This is a genomic window from Acidibrevibacterium fodinaquatile (assembly GCF_003352165.1).
Classification (GTDB): domain Bacteria; phylum Pseudomonadota; class Alphaproteobacteria; order Acetobacterales; family Acetobacteraceae; genus Acidibrevibacterium; species Acidibrevibacterium fodinaquatile.
Genome location: NZ_CP029176.1, coordinates 1159923 through 1176504, shown reverse-complemented (window position 1 = coordinate 1176504; position 16582 = coordinate 1159923). Strand labels below are relative to the sequence as shown.

General features: G+C 65.3%; 19 protein-coding genes and 2 tRNA genes. 9 read left to right on the top strand and 12 right to left on the bottom strand.

The features are described 5' to 3' along the window. Positions 1-5 precede the first annotated feature (5 nt). The 5 genes from argJ to DEF76_RS05700 form a co-directional block, all read right to left on the bottom strand. A complete protein-coding gene (gene argJ, locus DEF76_RS05720) occupies positions 6-1241 on the bottom strand; it encodes a bifunctional glutamate N-acetyltransferase/amino-acid acetyltransferase ArgJ (RefSeq protein ID WP_114911499.1) in 1236 nt (411 codons plus the stop codon). Between the two features lie 11 nt (positions 1242-1252). After that, positions 1253-2197, bottom strand: a complete 945-nt coding sequence (locus DEF76_RS05715; RefSeq protein WP_114911498.1) for a peptidylprolyl isomerase — start codon at positions 2195-2197, stop codon at positions 1253-1255. 50 nt (positions 2198-2247) lie between these two features. Continuing rightward, complete coding sequence (rplT, locus tag DEF76_RS05710; RefSeq protein ID WP_114911497.1) at positions 2248-2604, bottom strand: 50S ribosomal protein L20; 357 nt, start codon at positions 2602-2604, stop codon at positions 2248-2250. 13 nt (positions 2605-2617) lie between these two features. Further along, positions 2618-2821, bottom strand: coding sequence for a 50S ribosomal protein L35 (rpmI, locus tag DEF76_RS05705; RefSeq protein WP_114913697.1), 204 nt, complete (start codon positions 2819-2821; stop codon positions 2618-2620). 172 nt (positions 2822-2993) lie between these two features. Continuing rightward, positions 2994-3929 carry a class I SAM-dependent methyltransferase gene (locus DEF76_RS05700; RefSeq protein WP_114911496.1) on the bottom strand — a complete coding sequence of 312 codons (936 nt, stop codon included), beginning with the start codon at positions 3927-3929 and terminating at the stop codon, positions 2994-2996. Positions 3930-4109: 180 nt separating this feature from the next. Between DEF76_RS05700 and DEF76_RS05695 the strand changes: the two genes are divergently transcribed. The 7 genes from DEF76_RS05695 to DEF76_RS05665 all read left to right on the top strand — a co-directional run bounded on the left by DEF76_RS05695 (position 4110) and on the right by DEF76_RS05665 (position 10273). Then, positions 4110-5189, top strand: coding sequence for a sugar ABC transporter substrate-binding protein (locus tag DEF76_RS05695; RefSeq protein WP_114911495.1), 1080 nt, complete (start codon positions 4110-4112; stop codon positions 5187-5189). Next, a complete protein-coding gene (locus tag DEF76_RS05690; RefSeq protein ID WP_114911494.1) occupies positions 5186-6703 on the top strand; it encodes a sugar ABC transporter ATP-binding protein in 1518 nt (505 codons plus the stop codon). Before DEF76_RS05695 ends, DEF76_RS05690 begins: the two co-directional genes overlap by 4 nt. After that, on the top strand, positions 6703-7689 hold the full coding sequence (locus DEF76_RS05685; RefSeq protein WP_114911493.1) for an ABC transporter permease: 987 nt from the start codon (positions 6703-6705) through the stop codon (positions 7687-7689). The genes DEF76_RS05690 and DEF76_RS05685 overlap by 1 nt, the downstream gene beginning before the upstream one ends. Positions 7690-7718: 29 nt before the next feature. Beyond that, positions 7719-8666, top strand: a complete 948-nt coding sequence (locus DEF76_RS05680; RefSeq protein WP_114911492.1) for an ABC transporter permease — start codon at positions 7719-7721, stop codon at positions 8664-8666. A gap of 45 nt (positions 8667-8711) precedes the next feature. After that, positions 8712-9854, top strand: a complete 1143-nt coding sequence (locus DEF76_RS05675) for an LLM class flavin-dependent oxidoreductase (RefSeq protein ID WP_114911491.1) — start codon at positions 8712-8714, stop codon at positions 9852-9854. Positions 9855-9889: 35 nt separating this feature from the next. After that, positions 9890-9965 (top strand) — tRNA-Glu (locus DEF76_RS05670). Between the two features lie 77 nt (positions 9966-10042). Beyond that, positions 10043-10273 (top strand): hypothetical protein, encoded by a 231-nt coding sequence (locus tag DEF76_RS05665; RefSeq protein WP_162800498.1) that lies wholly within the window; start codon positions 10043-10045, stop codon positions 10271-10273. Positions 10274-10349: 76 nt separating this feature from the next. Here the strand turns inward: DEF76_RS05665 and DEF76_RS05660 are convergent, their stop codons facing one another. Then, positions 10350-10853 carry a helix-turn-helix transcriptional regulator gene (locus tag DEF76_RS05660; RefSeq protein WP_338025792.1) on the bottom strand — a complete coding sequence of 168 codons (504 nt, stop codon included), beginning with the start codon at positions 10851-10853 and terminating at the stop codon, positions 10350-10352. 187 nt (positions 10854-11040) lie between these two features. Beyond that, positions 11041-11697 carry a polyhydroxyalkanoate synthesis repressor PhaR gene (phaR, locus tag DEF76_RS05655; protein WP_114911489.1) on the bottom strand — a complete coding sequence of 219 codons (657 nt, stop codon included), beginning with the start codon at positions 11695-11697 and terminating at the stop codon, positions 11041-11043. A gap of 136 nt (positions 11698-11833) precedes the next feature. On the opposite strand from phaR, the gene DEF76_RS19830 reads away from it, so the two are divergent. Both DEF76_RS19830 and DEF76_RS05645 read left to right on the top strand, forming a co-directional pair. Next, complete coding sequence (locus DEF76_RS19830; protein WP_240319117.1) at positions 11834-12292, top strand: hypothetical protein; 459 nt, start codon at positions 11834-11836, stop codon at positions 12290-12292. Further along, entirely contained in the window at positions 12174-13304 is a 1131-nt protein-coding gene (locus DEF76_RS05645) for an alpha/beta fold hydrolase (protein WP_240319116.1), read from the top strand. The genes DEF76_RS19830 and DEF76_RS05645 overlap by 119 nt, the downstream gene beginning before the upstream one ends. 406 nt (positions 13305-13710) lie before the next feature. Here the strand turns inward: DEF76_RS05645 and DEF76_RS05640 are convergent. The 5 genes from DEF76_RS05640 to rpsM form a co-directional block, all read right to left on the bottom strand. Beyond that, positions 13711-13801, bottom strand: a tRNA-Ser gene (locus tag DEF76_RS05640). Positions 13802-14015: 214 nt separating this feature from the next. After that, entirely contained in the window at positions 14016-14447 is a 432-nt protein-coding gene (gene rplQ / locus DEF76_RS05635; RefSeq protein ID WP_114911486.1) for a 50S ribosomal protein L17, read from the bottom strand. Positions 14448-14466: 19 nt separating this feature from the next. After that, positions 14467-15486, bottom strand: a complete 1020-nt coding sequence (locus DEF76_RS05630) for a DNA-directed RNA polymerase subunit alpha (RefSeq protein ID WP_114913695.1) — start codon at positions 15484-15486, stop codon at positions 14467-14469. A gap of 95 nt (positions 15487-15581) precedes the next feature. Continuing rightward, positions 15582-15977, bottom strand: a complete 396-nt coding sequence (gene rpsK / locus DEF76_RS05625) for a 30S ribosomal protein S11 (RefSeq protein ID WP_114911485.1) — start codon at positions 15975-15977, stop codon at positions 15582-15584. An 87-nt stretch (positions 15978-16064) separates the two neighbouring features. Continuing rightward, positions 16065-16442 carry a 30S ribosomal protein S13 gene (gene rpsM / locus DEF76_RS05620; RefSeq protein WP_114911484.1) on the bottom strand — a complete coding sequence of 126 codons (378 nt, stop codon included), beginning with the start codon at positions 16440-16442 and terminating at the stop codon, positions 16065-16067. Positions 16443-16582 lie beyond the last annotated feature (140 nt).

Here is a 16582-nt window from a genome sequence, read left to right as displayed (position 1 = left end):
GGCGATTAGCTGCGATAGCTGCCGTTGATGTCGATATAGCCGTGGGTGAGGTCACAGGTCCACATCGTCGCCTTGCCCCGGCCGAGGCCGAGATCGACGGCGATCGCGATTTCCCGCCCGCGCATATGGGCGACAACCGGGGCTTCGTCGTAGCCGGGAACAATGGCGCCGTCGCGCGCCATCCAAACGCCGCCAACGGCGATGGAAAGACGGTCCCGGTCCGCCGGTTCCCCGGCTTTGCCGACCGCCATGACGATCCGCCCCCAATTCGCGTCCTCGCCGGCAATCGCGGTCTTGACCAGGGGCGAATCGGCGATCGCGCGGGCAATGCGCTTGGCGGAGCGCGCAGACACCGCGCCGGTGACATCGATGCGGATCAGTTTCTGCGCCCCTTCGCCATCGCGCACCACCTGGAGCGCGAGATCGTGCAACAGCTCGGCGAGGGCCACCGAGAAATCGCGCAGCGCTACCCCGCCGGTGGCGGGAACCGGGGCATGGCGGGCTTGGCCGGTCGCGAACAGCAAGACGGTATCCGAGGTCGAGGTGTCGGAATCGACGGTGATCGCATTGAAACTGCCGCCGATCCCGCGCGTGAGACATTTTTGTAGCGCAGGCGCCGGGATCTTGGCATCGGTAAACACGAAACACAGCATCGTCGCCATGTCCGGCGCGATCATACCGCTGCCTTTGGCGATCCCGGTGATCCGCACCTCCGTCTCGCCGATCCGCGCAAGCCGCGTCGCCGCCTTGGGAAACGTGTCGGTGGTCATGATGGCGCGAGCCGCGTCCGCCAGACGATCTTCGTGAAGACCCGCATGTAGCGACGGCAGCGCCGCGGTCAGACGTGCAACCGGCAGCACTTCGCCGATCACCCCGGTGGAGGCGAGAAACACGTGTCGGGCCGGACAGCCGATCAGCTTCGCCGCCGCCTCCGCGGTCGCGCGGGCGGCATCGTTGCCGGCGCGGCCGGTGAAAACATTGGCGTTGCCCGCATTGACGACGAGGCCGCGCGCACGCCCCGCCGGGAGGAGCTTGCGGCACCACTCGACCGGCGCCCCAGGGCAGCGATTGCGGGTGAAAACGCCGGCAACCGTGGTCCCTGGCGCGAATTCCGCGACCAAAAGGTCATTGCGCCCCTGATAGCGGATGCCGGCCGCCGCGACGCCGAGCTTGACGCCGGCCAGCGGCGGTAAATCCGGCAGCGCCACCGCGAGCGGCGAAACCGGCGCGGAGCCCGCCATGCGCGCGCCGGCTACTGCGCCTTGCCGTCCGCGGCCGGCGGCGAGCCGGGCGGCTCTGCCTGGTCGGTCGCGCGCACCGGCGAGCCGTCGAGATTGAAACGCTCGATCTCAGCGCCTTTACGGGCTTCCTCGATCTCTTTCTGCACCGCATCCTGGATCGCCTTCTGGCGCAACTGGTCGCGTGCCTCGGCGAATGTCGGCGGCGGCGCGGTGCGGCGCTCGATCACCTGGATCACGTGCCAGCCATAACGGGTATGAACGGGTTTCGTAGTGAACTGCCCGGGTTTGAGGGCAAAGGCGGCATCGCTGAATTCGGGCAGCATATCGCTCTTTTTGAACCAGCCGAGATCGCCGCCATTGGCGCCGGCCGGGTCAGTGCTGTCCTTCTTGGCCAGTGCCGCGAAATCGGCGCCACCTTGCAATTCCTTGATCACATTGTCGGCCGCGGCCTCGGTCGGGACCAGGATGTGGCGCGCATGCACCTCCTCCTCGCCCGGCTTGCCGGCGATCTCTTTCTGATAGGCGGCCTGCAGCGCCTGGTCGGTGATCGCCGGCGCAACCGCGCGGTTGATCAATGCGTTCTGCAGCGCCATGTCGGCGGCATCATCCATCTCGCGCTTGACGATGGGATCGTTTTGCAGCTTCTCCTTGCGGGCGCGCTGCACCAGGAGATCGCGGTCGATGATCTGATCGATCAGGATCGGATAGAGCATGTTGGGCGGCATGTTGCGCAATTGCTCGGGAAGATTCTGGGCGAGGTTTTCGAGATCGCTCAGATGCTCCTCGCGCCCGTTCACCCGCGCGACCACCGGATCGGGCTTGGCGCTGGGCACGGTGACGCCCGGCGGCACCGTCCCCGGCGGCGGCGTCGTCGCTTGCGCAAAAGCGAGGGAGAGAGGCAGGGCAACGCCGAGCGCGCTGCCCAGCATCAGAGTAGAAAACCGCGAAATCCGCATGGAAGTTCCCGTGACAAGGCGCCGGGCGTTGCCCGCCCGGCGCGTGTTGTTCAGCTCAGCACCGCCTGGACCTTCCGCACGATTTCGGCGAAGGCGGGCGCGTCATCATAGGCGATCGCCGCCAGCACCTTGCGATCCATCTCGATGCCGGCACGCTTCAGGCCGGCGATGAATTTCGAATAGGTGAGGCCATGTTCGCGCACCGCGGCATTGATGCGCTGGATCCAGAGCGCGCGGAAGTCGCGCTTTTTGACCCGGCGGTCGCGATACGCATAGCGGAGCGCCTTCTCCAGCCGCTCCAGCGCGATGCGGTAATTGGTCGAAGAGCGGCCGACATAGCCCTTCGCCTGATCGAGAACTTTCTTGTGCCGAGCGTGAGAGGTCACGCCGCGTTTCACACGTGCCATGGGTTATGTCTCCTCAGCCGAGCCCGTACGGCGCCCATTGCTTGACGGTCAACCCGTCCGCATGGGTAAGCACCTGGCTGCCACGGTTGCTGCGCTTGGCTTTCTGGCTGCGTGCCGAAAGATTATGCCGCTTCTTGCCCGGACCGGCGAGAACCTTGCCCGTCGCGGTGATCTTGAATCGTTTCTTGACCGAGGATTTGGTCTTCATCTTGGGCATTTCGCTCTCCTTTCCGAAAGGGGCACGCCGAGAAGGCGCGCAATCGCGGCCGGGCATGCCCTACTTCGCCCGGGCGCGCGAGATCAAGGGGCGCAGCTCTAGCAGCCGCTCGCACCTCTGGCAAGCCGCCCGCGGCCTGGTCTCTGAACAAAACGGCGGCCGCGCGCCGACGTCAGGCGAGTTTGTGAGGGGTGGGCGTTTGCTGGGTCTTACCGCTGGCAATGGCATGCCAGCGCACGAGGCGGATGCGGCCGGCCTGCAGCAACCGCACCCGAAGCAGCCAGCGTTCCGCCTCGGCGACCAAGAGCTTGGCCCGGGCCAGCGACGGCCGCGCGCTGGCCATCGGGCGCACCAGGGCCCGCCAGGCCTCGATGATCGTCTCGACATGCCGTTCGGAGACGTCCTCGGCCACCCGTACGTCGCAGCCCAACGTGCCGAGTGCCTGCGTGATCTCGGCCTCGGTTGGGAGCGGCAAGGAGCGCGCCTCGAGCCGCGCCCAATCGGTGAAGCTGGCATCCGGCTGGTGATCGGGGGCGGCGACGAGATCGAGCAAAACGAGCTGACCACGCGGGCGGAGCGCCTGCGCCAACGCCGCCAGCACCGGCTTCGGCGCCACATCGGCGAGCGCGAACAGCGAGAGCGCATGATGGAACTGCGCCCGCGGCAAGTCGGGCTGGTCGGGCTGCCAGGGCGCTATCGAGACGCGCTTGCCGTGGCCGCTATGGCGGCAATGCTCGGTCGCGACCGTGACCAGAGCGGGATCGGCCTCGAAACCGCTGACCCAGGCGCCGAAGGCAGCGGTGATGGCGGTGACCGGGCCGCCGCTCCCAGCGCCGAGCAGCGCGACGCTGGAGGCTTCCGAGAGCCCGAGCGGGCGTGCAAGCCGCACCACCTCCTCGGCGCCGTCGGGAAACAGAAATCCCTCGCCGCAGAGGTCATGGCGCAGCGCGAGAAGCGGCGTCAGCCCGGGCTTGAGCGGCGGATCGGGCAAGCGATCGGGCACCTGCCGCGCGGAGTCTGGGGCAGCGGGCGGCGGCGCGGAGGGCGCCGGTGGCGTTGCCGCCTGCCGGGCGCGGCCCAGCCAATGCCGCAGCGCCATGAAACTCATGATCCCAGTATTCCCCTCATTCTAGCGTCACAGAATGGCGCGATTTCGTGAATAAAGTCTTGCCACCACACAGCCTCGACAGGCATCGGAGGATCGGGCAGATTTATCGCGCCACTCGCCTGTTCTGCCGCCGGGCACTGAAACAAACCGGGCACTCGCCCTTATAATGAGGAAATTGCCATGTCCGCTCTCCACCGCCGCGCTCTGTTGCGCACCGGTCTTGCCCTCGCCGCAGCGCCGGCCCTGCTGCCCCGCCGGGCGCGGGCTGCGCGAAAATTCAAGATCGCCCTCTCGAACTCCTATATCGGCAACAAATGGCGCATCGAGATGGAGAATCTGTTCAAATCGGCGCTGCTGATGGAGCCCTTCGCCAGCGAGATCGAAGGGAGCTGGTTCAATTCCGGCAATGACGTCTCCAAGCAGTCGCAGCAATTCTCCAACCTGATCGCCGAGCGGGTGGACGCCATCGTGCTCAACGCCGCCTCCCCGACCGGGCTCAACGGCATCATCAAGCAGGCCACCGACCGCGGCATTCTCGTCGTTTCCTTCGATAACGTCGTCACCGCGCCGAGCGCGCTGAAAGTGAATACCGACCAATTCGCGTTCGGCCGCATGGGGGCCGAGTTCGTCGCCAAGAAAATCGGCGGCAAGGGCAATGTGATCATGGTCACCGGCGTTGCCGGCACCCATGTCGACCTCGACCGCAACAAGGGCGCCGAAAGTGTTTGGGCGGAGCATCCCGATATCAAGGTGGTAAGCCGCTACACGGGCATGTGGGACAGCGCGACCGCCGAACGCAACACCGCCGCCGCGCTCCCCTCGCTGCCGCCGATCGACGGCATCTGGTGCCAGGGCGGAACGGACGGCGTCTTGAAGGCGTTCATCGCCGCCGGGCGCAAGCTGCCGCCGACCGCGGGCGAGGCCGAAAATGGCTTCCGCAAATTTCTCTCCGGCTACATGGGCCACCAAGTCGATGGCATTTCGATCGGCCAGCCGCCGTTTCTCTCGGTGATTTCGCTCGAACTCGCGCGCCGAGTGCTCAAGGGCGATTACCCGAAGAAGGACATCACCATCCCCTTCCCCTATGTCACCAGCGAGACGGTGAAAACCGGCGAGACGGTGTTCCCCGATCTTCCCGACAGTTTCTTCGCCGATTTCACCGATGCCGGCCCGCACGCGACCGTGAAGATCTGCGTCGATGCCGCGCTCGACGGCAAGGCCTGCGCAGGCCGCCTCGCGGTCGACCTCCCGGCGGCATGAACGACGCGAGCGCGCGCGACGACGCGGCCAGTCTGGAGGCGGTCTCGGTCAGCAAGAGCTTCGGCGGCGTGCGGGCGTTGAGCGAAGCCTCGCTCCGCGCCTTTCCCGGCGAGGTGCATGCGCTGGTCGGCGAAAACGGCGCCGGCAAATCGACGCTGATCAAGCTCCTCGGCGGACGGCTTCGCGCCGATAGCGGCGTCATTCGCCTGCGCGGCGCAGCGGTTGCCCTGAAAACCCCTGACGCCGCGCATCGGCTTGGCTGCTGGACGGTATTTCAGGAGCTGACGCTGCTGCCCGCGATGAGTGTCGCCGAAAATCTGCTGCTGCGGCGCGAGCCCCGCGGCGCCTTTGGCCTCACCAGCCAGCGCCGCCTGATTGCCGCGGCGGAGGCTTTGTTCGCGCGCTTTGGCATCCGCGAGATCGATCCCGGCGCGCTGGTCGAGGATCTGCCGCTCGCCGATCGCCAGGTGATCGAGATCGTCCGCGCGCTCTCGCACGATCCCGACATCCTGCTGCTCGACGAGCCGACCTCGGCGCTGATGGAGCGTGAGACGGCGTGGCTGTTCGGCGAAGTGCGCCGGCTGCGTGACGCCGGGCGGACGATCGTCTTCACCTCCCATCGCTGGCACGAGATCGCCGCCATCGCCGACCGCATCACCGTCTTTCGCGGCGGCCGCGATGTCGGGAGCTTCACGACGCTTGACGAGGACGAGGCGGTGACGCTGATGACCGGCCAGCGTGTCGAAACGCTCTATCCGCCGCGCCCGACGGCGCCCGCCTCGGCGCCGGCGCTCACCGTCGAGGGGCTTGCCGGCGGGCGGCTCGTGTCCGCCTCTTTCAGCCTCCGGCGCGGCGAAATTCTCGGGATCGGCGGGCTCGCCGGGCACGGGCATCGGGAATTGTTCCTGATGCTGTTTGGCGCGATGGCGCGCAAAGCGGGGCGGATCCTGCGCGAAGGGCGCGAGATTCGCCCGCGCTCGCCGCGCCAGGCGATCCGGGCCGGGATCGCGCTGGTGCCCGAGGACCGCAAGACCGAGGGGCTTTTGCTGCCACTGTCGGTGGGCGACAATCTGACGCTCGCGGTGCTCGGGCGCGAAAGCCGCTTTGGCGTCTTGCGCCGGCGGCGACTGCGATCGCTGGCGGCGGCGATGGTGGCGCGGCTCAAGGTGCGCATGCCCGCGATCACGAGCCCGGTCGCCGCACTCTCGGGTGGCAATCAGCAGAAAATCCTGCTCGGGCGCTGGCTGCTCGCCGATTGCGCGGTTCTGCTGTTTTATGATGTCACGCGCGGCGTCGATGTCGCGACCAAGCATGAAATCTATGAGCTGATGACGGAGCTAGCCGGCGCTGGCCGCGCCATTCTCTATTATTCCTCGGATGCGGAGGAGCTGGCTCATCTCGCCCATCGCGTCCTGGTGCTGCGCGAAGGGCAGATCGCCGCCGAACTTCCCGCAGAGAGCCTGACCGCTGAACGCATCGTCGCCGCGGCGATGCGCGAGCCGGCCGCCGCGTGATGACGCCGCCGCGCCGCGCGCCGCTCTCGCAGGCGCTTGCCCGCCATCTCGGGCTGGCGCTGGTCGCGACCCTCCTCGTCATCGCGGTGATCGTCTATGCCGCGCTCTATCTCGTAACCCAAGGCCGCCTTCCCGGCGGGTTCGAACTCACCGCCAGTGTCAACAACACGATGCCGCTGGCGCTCGCCGCCCTGGCCCAGACCATGGTCGTTCTCACCCGCGGGCTCGATCTTTCGATCGGCGGGATCATCGATCTCAGCAATGCCCTCGCCGCGCTCTATCTCGGGACCAATGCGGCGTCGATGATTGTGGCGTCGGCGCTGATCCTTCTCGCCGGCGCCGGGCTCGGCCTCATCAACGGCGCTCTCGTCGCTTATGGCCGCCTGCAGCCGATTCTGGTGACGCTGGCGACGCTCGCGATTTTTCAGGGGCTTGCGATCCGCGTCCTGCCGCAGCCGGGCGGCGCCGTGCCGGAGAGCTACACCGCGCTCCTGGTCAATACCGGCGCGCCCTATGCGCTGATCTATGTGCTGGCGCTGATGCTGCTCTGGACCGTATTGCGCCGGAGCCAGGCGGGTATCGCGCTTCTCGCCATCGGCAATGACGAAGCGGCGGCGGCGGCGAACGGCATCGATCCGGTGGCAACCAAGCTTGTCGCCTACACGCTGAGTGGCCTGATCGCCGCTGGCGCCGGGCTGTTTCTCGCCGCTTCGGCGACCGCCGGCGACGCCACCACCGGCAACGGTTACACCCTGACCTCGATCGTCGCGGTGGTGCTCGGCGGCGTTAGCCTGTTCGGCGGGCGGGGCAGCGGGATCGGCGCCATTCTCGGCGCCTTCGTCACCACGATGATCGTCAATATCCTGTTTTTCGCGCATATCGATCCGCTCTATCAATCCTTCTACGAGGGCGCGTTCCTGGTGATCGCGGTGGTGCTCGCCGAAGGCATTGGGCGGCTGGTGCGAAGGCGGCGGGTACAAACATGAGCGGCAGGGAAAGACGGCGGAGGGTGCCCATGCTTTCGCCGACGGGACGGCGGGTATTTTACGCCTATGCGGCGGCGGTGCTGCTGTTTCTCCTCGGCGGGCTGGTGCGGCCGGGCTTTATTCAGACGACGAATGTGCTCACCATTCTCACCGTCGCGATGTTCGTCGGCCTCGTCGCCGCCGGCCAGAGCTTCGTGATCCTCATCGGCGGCATCGATCTCTCCGTGCCCTGGGTCTTGAATGCCGCGGCAATCTTGCTTGCGACCAGTTCGGGCGGCGAAAACGCCCATGCCGCCACCGCCCTGGCCTTGACGCTCGGGATGGGAGCGCTGGTCGGCGTTGCAAACGGGATCGGGGTTGCCGTGCTCGGGGTGCCGGCGGTGGTGATGACGCTTGCGATGAACGGCATCATGGAGGGGCTGACGCTGGGTTTGAGCGGCGGCATGACCTGCGCCTCCTGCGCCGCCTACGCGCCGCCCTGGGTACAGGGGCTCGCGCATGGCAGCCTGCTCGGTGTGCCGGCGCCGCTCTGGCTCTGGCTTGCGGTGATCGGGCTGGTTTCGTTTCTGCTGCAAGCGACCGTGTTCGGCCGCGCGACCTATGCCATCGGCACCAATCTCCGCGCGAGCATGCTTGCCGGGCTTCGCGTCCGCGCAACCATCATCGGGCTCTACGGGCTTTCCGGGCTCACCGCAGCACTCGCCGGGATCATGCTGGTTGGTTTCGGCGGCCAGGCCTCGCTCGGCATGGGCGAACCCTATCTTTTTCAGTCGATCGCGGCGGTGGTGATCGGCGGCGCCTCGATCCTTGGCGGGCGCGGGCATTATCTCGGCGCCGTCGCCGGCGCGATCTGTCTCGTCACCCTGGTCAGCGTTCTGCTCGCGATGAACATGGCCGAATATGGCCGGAGCATCATCTACGGCGTCATCATCCTCGTCCTCCTGCTCCTCTACGGCCGCGAGACGCGCGAGAGTTAAGGGCCAGCCCATCCCCCCCCTTTGCGATTTTTCGGGAACGACACGATGCAGCTCGGCTTTTTCACCATGCCCATCCATCCGCTGGACAAGGACTGGCGCCTGGCCCTCGCCGAGGATCGCGCGGCCTTCATGCTCGCCGACGAACTCGGGTTCCAGGAGGCCTATGTCGGCGAGCACGTGAGCGATCGCGCGGAAAATATCACGTCATCGACCTTGTTTCTCGCCTCCCTCGCTGGGGTAACGCGGCGGATCCGCCTCGGCACCGGGACGGTCAATCTCCCCAACCGCCATCCCGCCGCGGTCGCGGCCGAGATCGCGATGCTCGACCATCTGCTCGACGGGCGGCTCAATTTCGGCATCAGCCCGGGCGGGCTGCCGTCCGACTGGGAGGTGTTCGGGACGCTGGCGGCCGACCGTAACGCGATGTTCCTCGAAGCGATCAACCACGTGCTTGCGATCTGGGAGCGCGACCCGCCCTATGAGATCGCCGGGACATACTGGACGATCTCGACCGCGCGCACGCTAATCGCCGAGATCGGCCAGGGCGTCATGCCGCGGCCGCTGCAACGCCCGCACCCGCCGATCATCGTCACCGCCGTCGCACCCCACTCAAAGGGCGTGACCGAGGCGGCGGCGCGCGGCTGGGATATGATTTCGGCGAATTTCCTGCTGCCGTGCTGGGTCGCGACACACTGGCCACGCTTCGCCGAGGGCTGCGCCCGCATCGGCCGCACCGCCGATCCGGCTTCCTGGCGGGTCGCGAAAAGCATCTTCGTCGCCGATGACGCCGCGACCGCCCGCGCCTACGCGACCGAGGCCGCCAGCCCCTATCGTTTTTATTACGCGCAGATGCTGACCAAGATGCGTCGCGCCGGGCGGCTCAATCTGTTCAAGCCGGACCCGGCGATGGCGGATGACGCGGTGACGCTCGATGACGTCTGCCGCCAACTCGTGATCCATGGCACGCCGGACCAGGTCGCCGATGAAATCCTCGCCTTTCGCGAGGAAACCGGCGATTTCGGCACCCTGCTCTACGCCGGGCATGACTGGCGGGATCCGGCGCTGGCGCGGCGCTCGATGGTGCTGATGGCGGAAAAAGTGTTGCCGAAGATTAATGCCGCCGAGGCGGAATGCCGCTCGGCACGCCGCGCCACTTTGTCCGGGGATCCTGGCAAGCACCCTGCTTGACCGGCCAAGCATCGTTCTTTAGGCACTCTCTCGCTGTCCCGTTCGTCTAGAGGCCTAGGACACCAGCCTTTCACGTTGGTAACACGGGTTCGAATCCCGTACGGGACGCCAGTTCGGTATAAAACTGCGAACGCCAAACGCCGCCGATTTCCCGCCGCCGGCGAGCCTCGGCGGCGAAGGTCTCCAGCATGGCAGGCGTGACGGTCTCCCCCAGCCGCTCAACCTTGGCCTCGCTCGGACGCGGCTATGCCCCGAAGGGTCAGACGCCGGTGGCGCCCAAAACCGCGCTGTTCATCATGTTTCTGCGTCGCCTGATCGCGAGCGGGTCGGGCAAGCTGTTCCTGATCGTGGATAGGCTTCGGGTGCATCACTCGGTCAAGGTCAGCCGGTGGGTCGAAGCGCACCGGGACGAGAGCTAGCTATCTACACCTATCTTGGCGAGCAAGTTGGCCGGTTTTGATTGAACAGGATGGTTCAATCAAAACCTACCTTGCTCTAGCGCCCGTGCATCGCAGCTGACTGGGCCGCGAGGGCGCGGGCCATGTTACTCAGCGCTTCTTGATGCTTGAGATTGTCGATCGCGGCGAAATTGCGGGCAAGCTCGAGACACATGCGCTGGCGCGGGGTCGCCGCTTGGGTCTCCTCGTCCGGCGCCAGCCCCTCGAAGAACCACGCGATCGGCACCCCGAGCACCACCGCGATGTCATAGAGCCGGCCCGCCGAGATGCGGTTGAAGCCGCGTTCGTATTTATGCGCCTGCTGATAGGTGACGCCGATCATCTGGGCGAGCTGCTGCTGCGAAAGGCCGAGCATGGTGCGGCGTTCGCGGATGCGCGCCCCGACATGACGATCGGCGAGACTGGCACGGCTGGCGCCGCGACCTTCGCGAGGCGCCACGCCCGTGAAATCGGACGCGCGCAGCCGAACCAGTGGCATCGATTCCTCGCTTTCGTCGTCTGACGCGTCATAGCGAGGGGGGATGGCTTCACGGTCGGACATAGCGGCCTCCACGACGATCGAAAACGGGAAAACTGCGGTTTCTCGCATCTTCAGGTCACCGGGTCATGCCCTGCGACCGTCTCTCCATACGCGAATATGGCATTTTTCCGAAAGATCGTCAAAGGAAAAACGATATATTAACGTCCTACCATTGCATCACCGTGGTTTTCTCCCAGAAATCCACCATTCAGCCGGGTTTGTCGCCGGATTTTTCGCCCCCTGGTTGGGGTGCCTTAGGCGTTTTTTCGGCCGTCCCCGCCCCGCGACGCGCAAGCTCGGCCCTGAGCGCCGCGATCTCGGCCCGCAGCACGGCGATTTCATGGTCGCGCTCGGCCGCTGCCTCGGCCGCCTCGCCCTGCTGCTCCCGCGCCCTCTGGAACGGCGAGAAAAAACTCATCGCCTGCTCCATCATCGCGAGGTTGCGCCGGCTCATCTCCTCCACCCCGGGAAATAGCGTGCCGACCGTCTGCTGCATCGCCCGCCGCATCTGCTGCTGCTGGGCGGCGAAGCTTGCCATCGCCTGTTCGAGATAATTCGGCAGAAGCCCTTGGAAACCCTCGCCATAAAGCCCGATGAGCTGCCGCAGAAACCCGGTCGGCAGCAGCGCGCGGCCCTTGTTTTCCTCATCGACGATGATCTGGGTGAGCACCGAGCGGGTGATGTCGTCGCCGGTTTTGGCGTCATAGACCACGAAATCCCGCCCACCGCGCACCATGTCGGCAAGCGTGTCGAGCGTGATATAGCTCGAACTCTCGGTATTATAGAGGCGCCGATTGGCGTATTTCTTGATCACAAGGGCGGCGGCGGGCGTCTCGTCGGTGCGCGGCGGCTCTGGCTCTGACATCGATCGTTCCTTATGTTGCGGCGCGTTATTTCCGGCACTCTGCCCGCCTCCGCGAGGAGAGGCAAATTTTCTCGCCGCGGCTTGGGTCGCCGGCGGAGAATCGGATGACGAGGCGAGAATGGTAAATGGATGAGACATGAGCACCGCCCGAGCGCCCGGCACGCCGCCGGACGGGGAGAGCCCGGCCGGCGGCGCCGGAAACGAGACGCCCGACCTCGCCGCCCTCGCGCAAGACTGGATCACGCTTTGGCAAAGCGAGATCTCGGCGCTCGTCGCCGACCGCGAGATGCAGGAAGCCTGGCAAGCCCTCGCTGGCCTCTGGGCCGGCGTGTTGGCCAGCGCCATTCAGGCGATGCCGCGCGAGCCGGGGCCACGCGAGCCGGGGCCACGACAGCATGAGCCATTCCACAATGGCGTCGCCGGCGCCGCTCCACCGCCGCGGGCCGCGGCCGCTGCTGCTCCATCTGACCCTCGCGATGCTGAAATCGAGCGCCTCCATCGCCGGCTTGCCGCTCTCGAACGGCGCCTGGCCCGGCTGGAACCCGCGCCGAAACCCCGATCTCGCCCGCCTCGCGCACGCAAGCGGCGATCCTGACGCCTTCGCCCGCACCGTCTTCGCGGCCACTCTCGCCGAGGATCGCGCCCTCATCGCCGGCATCGCCGCCTATCGCCGCCATCCCTGGCGCCGCACCCTCCCCGACCCGCCGGCGATCTGGAGCGAGGGCGAAACCCGCCTCCTCGATTACGGCGGCGAGGGGCCACCCCTCCTCTTTATCCCGAGCCTCATCAATCGCGGTCATATCCTCGATCTCGACGAAGGCGCCTCGCTGGTCCGCTTCCTCGCCGCTGCCGGCTTCCACCCTTTGCTGCTCGATTGGGGTTGGCCCGGCGAGCGCGAACGGCGCTTCACCCTCACCGACTATATCGCCGGGCGGCTGGATCGCGCGCTCGGCGCTGTTGCGGAAAAGCCCATCCTGGTCGGCTATTGCATGGGCGGGCTGCTCGCCCTCGCGGCGGCACTGCGCGAGCCGCGCCGCCTGCGCGCCCTCGCTTTGCTTGCCACCCCCTGGGATTTCCACGCCGACAATCCCGCCCGCGCCGCCGCCCTCGCCCGCCTGCTGCCGCTCATGGAGCCGGCCTTCGCCCTCGGCCACGCGCTTCCGATCGACTGGCTACAAACCCTGTTTGCGCTCGTCGATCCCTACGGTGTCGGCCGCAAATATCGCGCTTTCGCGACCCTCGACCCGGACAGCACACGCGCCCGCCGCTTCGTCGCGCTCGAGGACTGGCTGAACGACGGCGTGCCGCTTGCCGCGCCGGTGGCGCGCGAAGCCCTCGGCGGTTGGTATGGCGACAACACGCCGGCCCGCGGCAATTGGCTCGTCGCGGGCCTTCCCGTCGATCCCGCGACCCTCCGCCTGCCCACCCTCGTCGCCGCGCCGACCCGCGACCGGCTGGTGCCACCCGCCAGCGCCCGCCCACTCGCGACCCTCATTCCTGACGCCACCCTGATCACCCCACAGGTCGGCCATATCGGCATGATCGCCGGCACCAACGCCGAAACCGCCCTCTGGCGCCCGATGCTCACCTGGCTGCACGGGGTCTGAAGCGGCGCCCGGGGCGGGCCGATGCCTTCCCGACGAAGGGCTTGGGCGCGGCGTTGGGTTCGGCGAGATAGCGGCTGATGGCGATTTGCAGGTCGACGATCGCATGAAAGTGGCCGGCGGGATCACGCTTTCGCGAGGCCACTAGAGCGCGATCGGTTTAAATCGATCACGCTCTACACCTATTTTGGCGAGCAAGTTGGCCGGTTTTGATGGAACGGGATGGTTCAATCAAAATCTACCTTGCTCTAACACGGGCGCTATCTATCCTAACGCGGCCCGTCATTCGTTCGGTTCGACCCGAGATTATGCGCCATAGTCCGGCTTCGAGATGTATCTTGGCGGGTATAATCGGGAAACGCGGATTCGTTAATCTACCCGATGGATACAGAGAAGTTTACAAACCCGCTGGCGGATGGGGTGGGATTCGAACCCACGATACGCATTTCACGTATGGCGGTTTTCAAGACCGCTGCCTTAAACCGCTCGGCCACCCATCCCAATCCTCCCCCTAGCTAGGGAGAAGAAGAGAAGAACGCATTGCGGAAGCATCCGGCCGTCTCATCAAATCGTGATCTATCGCTCTCGCGTCTCATACCGACACTGTGCAAGGGATTTTCCCCTATCGCATCCGCTTCCGTTCATACCGCTCGTTTTGGCGCATCACGAAGCGGCGGCGCTGGACTCAGCGTCGGCCGTCATACTCGAGCGTATTCACGCCTCCGTCGCAGATGTGGCGTCATCATTATCGATTTGCCGCGGGCCGCTATCCTGGCCTTTGGCCGCCGGATCGCGATCAACCAGCTCGATCACCGCCATTGCAGCGGCATCGCCATGGCGAATGCCGGCTTTCAAGACGCGGGTATAGCCTCCCGCGCGCGACTTGTAGCGATCCGCCAACGCAGTAAACAGCTTGGCAACAATTTTTTGGTCGCGCAATTCGGCTAATGCGAGACGGCGGGCGTGCAAGCCACCGCGTTTGCCGAGTGTTATCAGTTTCTCCGCAACCGGGCGCAGTTCCTTCGCCTTCGGCAAGGTCGTGGTAATTTGCTCATGCTTGAGCAGCGCCACCGCCATATTACGGAACATGGCGTGGCGATGGCTTGAAGTGACACCGAGCTTGCGGCCGGCGATCCCGTGGCGCATGGTCTTTCTCCCCGCAGGCTCAGAACGGCTCGTCGAGCCGTTTGGCCATATCTTCGATATTCTCCGGTGGCCAACCCGGCACCGTCATGCCCAGAGAAAGCCCCATGGTCGAGAGCACTTCTTTGATTTCATTTAGTGATTTGCGGCCAAAATTCGGCGTCCGTAGCATTTCCTGCTCGCTTTTCTGCACAAGATCACCGATATAGATGATATTGTCGTTCTTCAAGCAATTCGCGCTGCGGACGGAGAGTTCGAGTTCGTCGACCTTGCGCAGCATGTTGCGGTTGAACGGCAGATTATCTTGCGGCTCATCAGATCGAACATGCTGCGGCTCGTCGAAATTGATGAAGAGCTGCAGCTGATCCTGCAAAATACGCGCAGCCAGCGCGACCGAATCCTCTGGGGTGACGGCACCATTGGTCTCCACCGTCAAAAGCAGCCGATCATAATCCGTGACTTGACCGACACGCGTCGGCTCAACCTTGTAAGAAACCCGCCGCACCGGCGAGAAGATCGCATCCACCGGAATGAGGCCGATGGGGCTGTCTTCCTGCCGATTTTGACTGGCCGCGATATAGCCTTTGCCGAGTTCGACCGTAAATTCAATGCCGAGCTTCGCGCCGTCGTCGAGAGTGCAGATAACGAGATCGCGGTTCATGATTTCAATGTCATGCCCGGTCTGGATCTGCCCCGCCTTGACCTCGCCCGGCCCCGTCGCCGAAAGCACCATGCGTTTCGGCCCTTCGCCATGCATGCGAAGCGCAAGCTGCTTGATGTTGAGCACAATATCGGTGACATCTTCGCGCACGCCGGGAATGCTGCTGAACTCATGCAACACACCGTCGATCTGCACCGAAGTCACCGCGGCGCCCTGCAACGACGAGAGCAGAACACGACGAATCGCGTTGCCGAGCGTCATGCCGAAACCACGCTCGAGCGGCTCGGCGATGATGGTTGCAACGCAGGACGGAACCGCGCCGGACTCAACTTCCAGCTTTTCCGGCTTGATCAACGATTGCCAGTTTCTCTGGATGACCACGCTTGCCTCATCTGCAATGAATGCGCTCACGAAAGCGCGGAACTTTACCTCGCTGCCGCAGATCTCCGAGCCGAGATCCCGAGCGGAGGCGACGATCAGACGCGCCGCCGCTTACGCGGGCGGCAGCCATTATGCGGAATGGCGGTGGTGTCGCGAATGGCGGTAATCGCAAAACCGACCGCCTGCAACGCGCGAAGAGCGCTTTCGCGCCCAGAACCCGGGCCGCTGACCTCAATCTCCAAGGTTTCCATCCCGTGCTCGCGCGCCTTCCGACCCGCCTCTTCCGCAGCCACCTGCGCGGCATAGGGGGTCGATTTACGGCTGCCCTTGAATCCCTGACTCCCCGCCGAGGACCACGCGATCGCGTTGCCTTGAGAGTCGGTGATGGTCACCATGGTATTGTTGAACGTTGCCGCGACATGAGCAACGCCAGAGATAATATTCTTGCGTTCCTTCTTGCGCGGGCGCGCGGCCTGGGCGGGCTTGGCCATGAATTTTGTCCTATCGGTCGGCTATGGATGATGGCGAGAGCGGGAGGATGGCGAGGGCGCGGAAGCGCCAAAATATCGGGGCAAGCGCTATTTCGTCACTTTCTTCTTGCCGGCGATCGCGACCGCCTTGCCTTTGCGCGTGCGGGCATTGGTGTGGGTGCGCTGGCCACGGACCGGCAAGCCACGACGATGGCGAAGCCCGCGATAGCAGCCGAGATCCATCAAGCGCTTGATGTTCATCGCCACCTCGCGCCGCAGATCGCCCTCGACGCGATATTCGCGATCGATCAATTCACGGATGCGCAGCACCTCATCATCGCTGAGCTGATTGACGCGGCGCTCGTCCGGAATCCCAAGCGCCGAACAGATTTCCGCCGCCTTCGCCGGACCAATGCCATAAATATAGCGAAGACCAATCGTTACCCGCTTATTGGTTGGAATATTCACCCCAGCGATGCGCGCCACGCTTCTTCACTCCTCACCAGCCGGCCGAACTCAGCCGACATAACCCAGCCTGTCAAAAATAAGAACCACACCCCGCAGCGCCACTGCGCTCAGGTCGCCCAACTTTCCGCCTTAACTTTCCCCACACCCGTACACACCCC

Excerpts from the sequence above, each read along its gene's own strand:
- DEF76_RS05685 (WP_114911493.1), top strand. The coding sequence starts at position 6,703 with ATGACGCCGCCGCGCCGCGCGCCGCTCTCGCAGGCGCTTGCCCGCCAT.
- DEF76_RS05645 (WP_240319116.1), top strand. The coding sequence starts at position 12,174 with ATGCTGAAATCGAGCGCCTCCATCGCCGGCTTGCCGCTCTCGAACGGC.
- rplT (WP_114911497.1), bottom strand. The coding sequence starts at position 2,604 with ATGGCACGTGTGAAACGCGGCGTGACCTCTCACGCTCGGCACAAGAAA.
- rplQ (WP_114911486.1), bottom strand. The coding sequence starts at position 14,447 with ATGCGCCACGGGATCGCCGGCCGCAAGCTCGGTGTCACTTCAAGCCAT.
- phaR (WP_114911489.1), bottom strand. The coding sequence starts at position 11,697 with ATGTCAGAGCCAGAGCCGCCGCGCACCGACGAGACGCCCGCCGCCGCC.
- DEF76_RS19830 (WP_240319117.1), top strand. The coding sequence starts at position 11,834 with ATGAGCACCGCCCGAGCGCCCGGCACGCCGCCGGACGGGGAGAGCCCG.
- DEF76_RS05660 (WP_338025792.1), bottom strand. The coding sequence starts at position 10,853 with ATGTCCGACCGTGAAGCCATCCCCCCTCGCTATGACGCGTCAGACGAC.
- argJ (WP_114911499.1), bottom strand. The coding sequence starts at position 1,241 with ATGGCGGGCTCCGCGCCGGTTTCGCCGCTCGCGGTGGCGCTGCCGGAT.
- rpmI (WP_114913697.1), bottom strand. The coding sequence starts at position 2,821 with ATGCCCAAGATGAAGACCAAATCCTCGGTCAAGAAACGATTCAAGATC.
- DEF76_RS05680 (WP_114911492.1), top strand. The coding sequence starts at position 7,719 with ATGCTTTCGCCGACGGGACGGCGGGTATTTTACGCCTATGCGGCGGCG.
- DEF76_RS05695 (WP_114911495.1), top strand. The coding sequence starts at position 4,110 with ATGTCCGCTCTCCACCGCCGCGCTCTGTTGCGCACCGGTCTTGCCCTC.
- rpsK (WP_114911485.1), bottom strand. The coding sequence starts at position 15,977 with ATGGCCAAGCCCGCCCAGGCCGCGCGCCCGCGCAAGAAGGAACGCAAG.
- DEF76_RS05665 (WP_162800498.1), top strand. The coding sequence starts at position 10,043 with ATGGCAGGCGTGACGGTCTCCCCCAGCCGCTCAACCTTGGCCTCGCTC.
- DEF76_RS05715 (WP_114911498.1), bottom strand. The coding sequence starts at position 2,197 with ATGCGGATTTCGCGGTTTTCTACTCTGATGCTGGGCAGCGCGCTCGGC.
- DEF76_RS05675 (WP_114911491.1), top strand. The coding sequence starts at position 8,712 with ATGCAGCTCGGCTTTTTCACCATGCCCATCCATCCGCTGGACAAGGAC.
- DEF76_RS05700 (WP_114911496.1), bottom strand. The coding sequence starts at position 3,929 with ATGAGTTTCATGGCGCTGCGGCATTGGCTGGGCCGCGCCCGGCAGGCG.
- DEF76_RS05690 (WP_114911494.1), top strand. The coding sequence starts at position 5,186 with ATGAACGACGCGAGCGCGCGCGACGACGCGGCCAGTCTGGAGGCGGTC.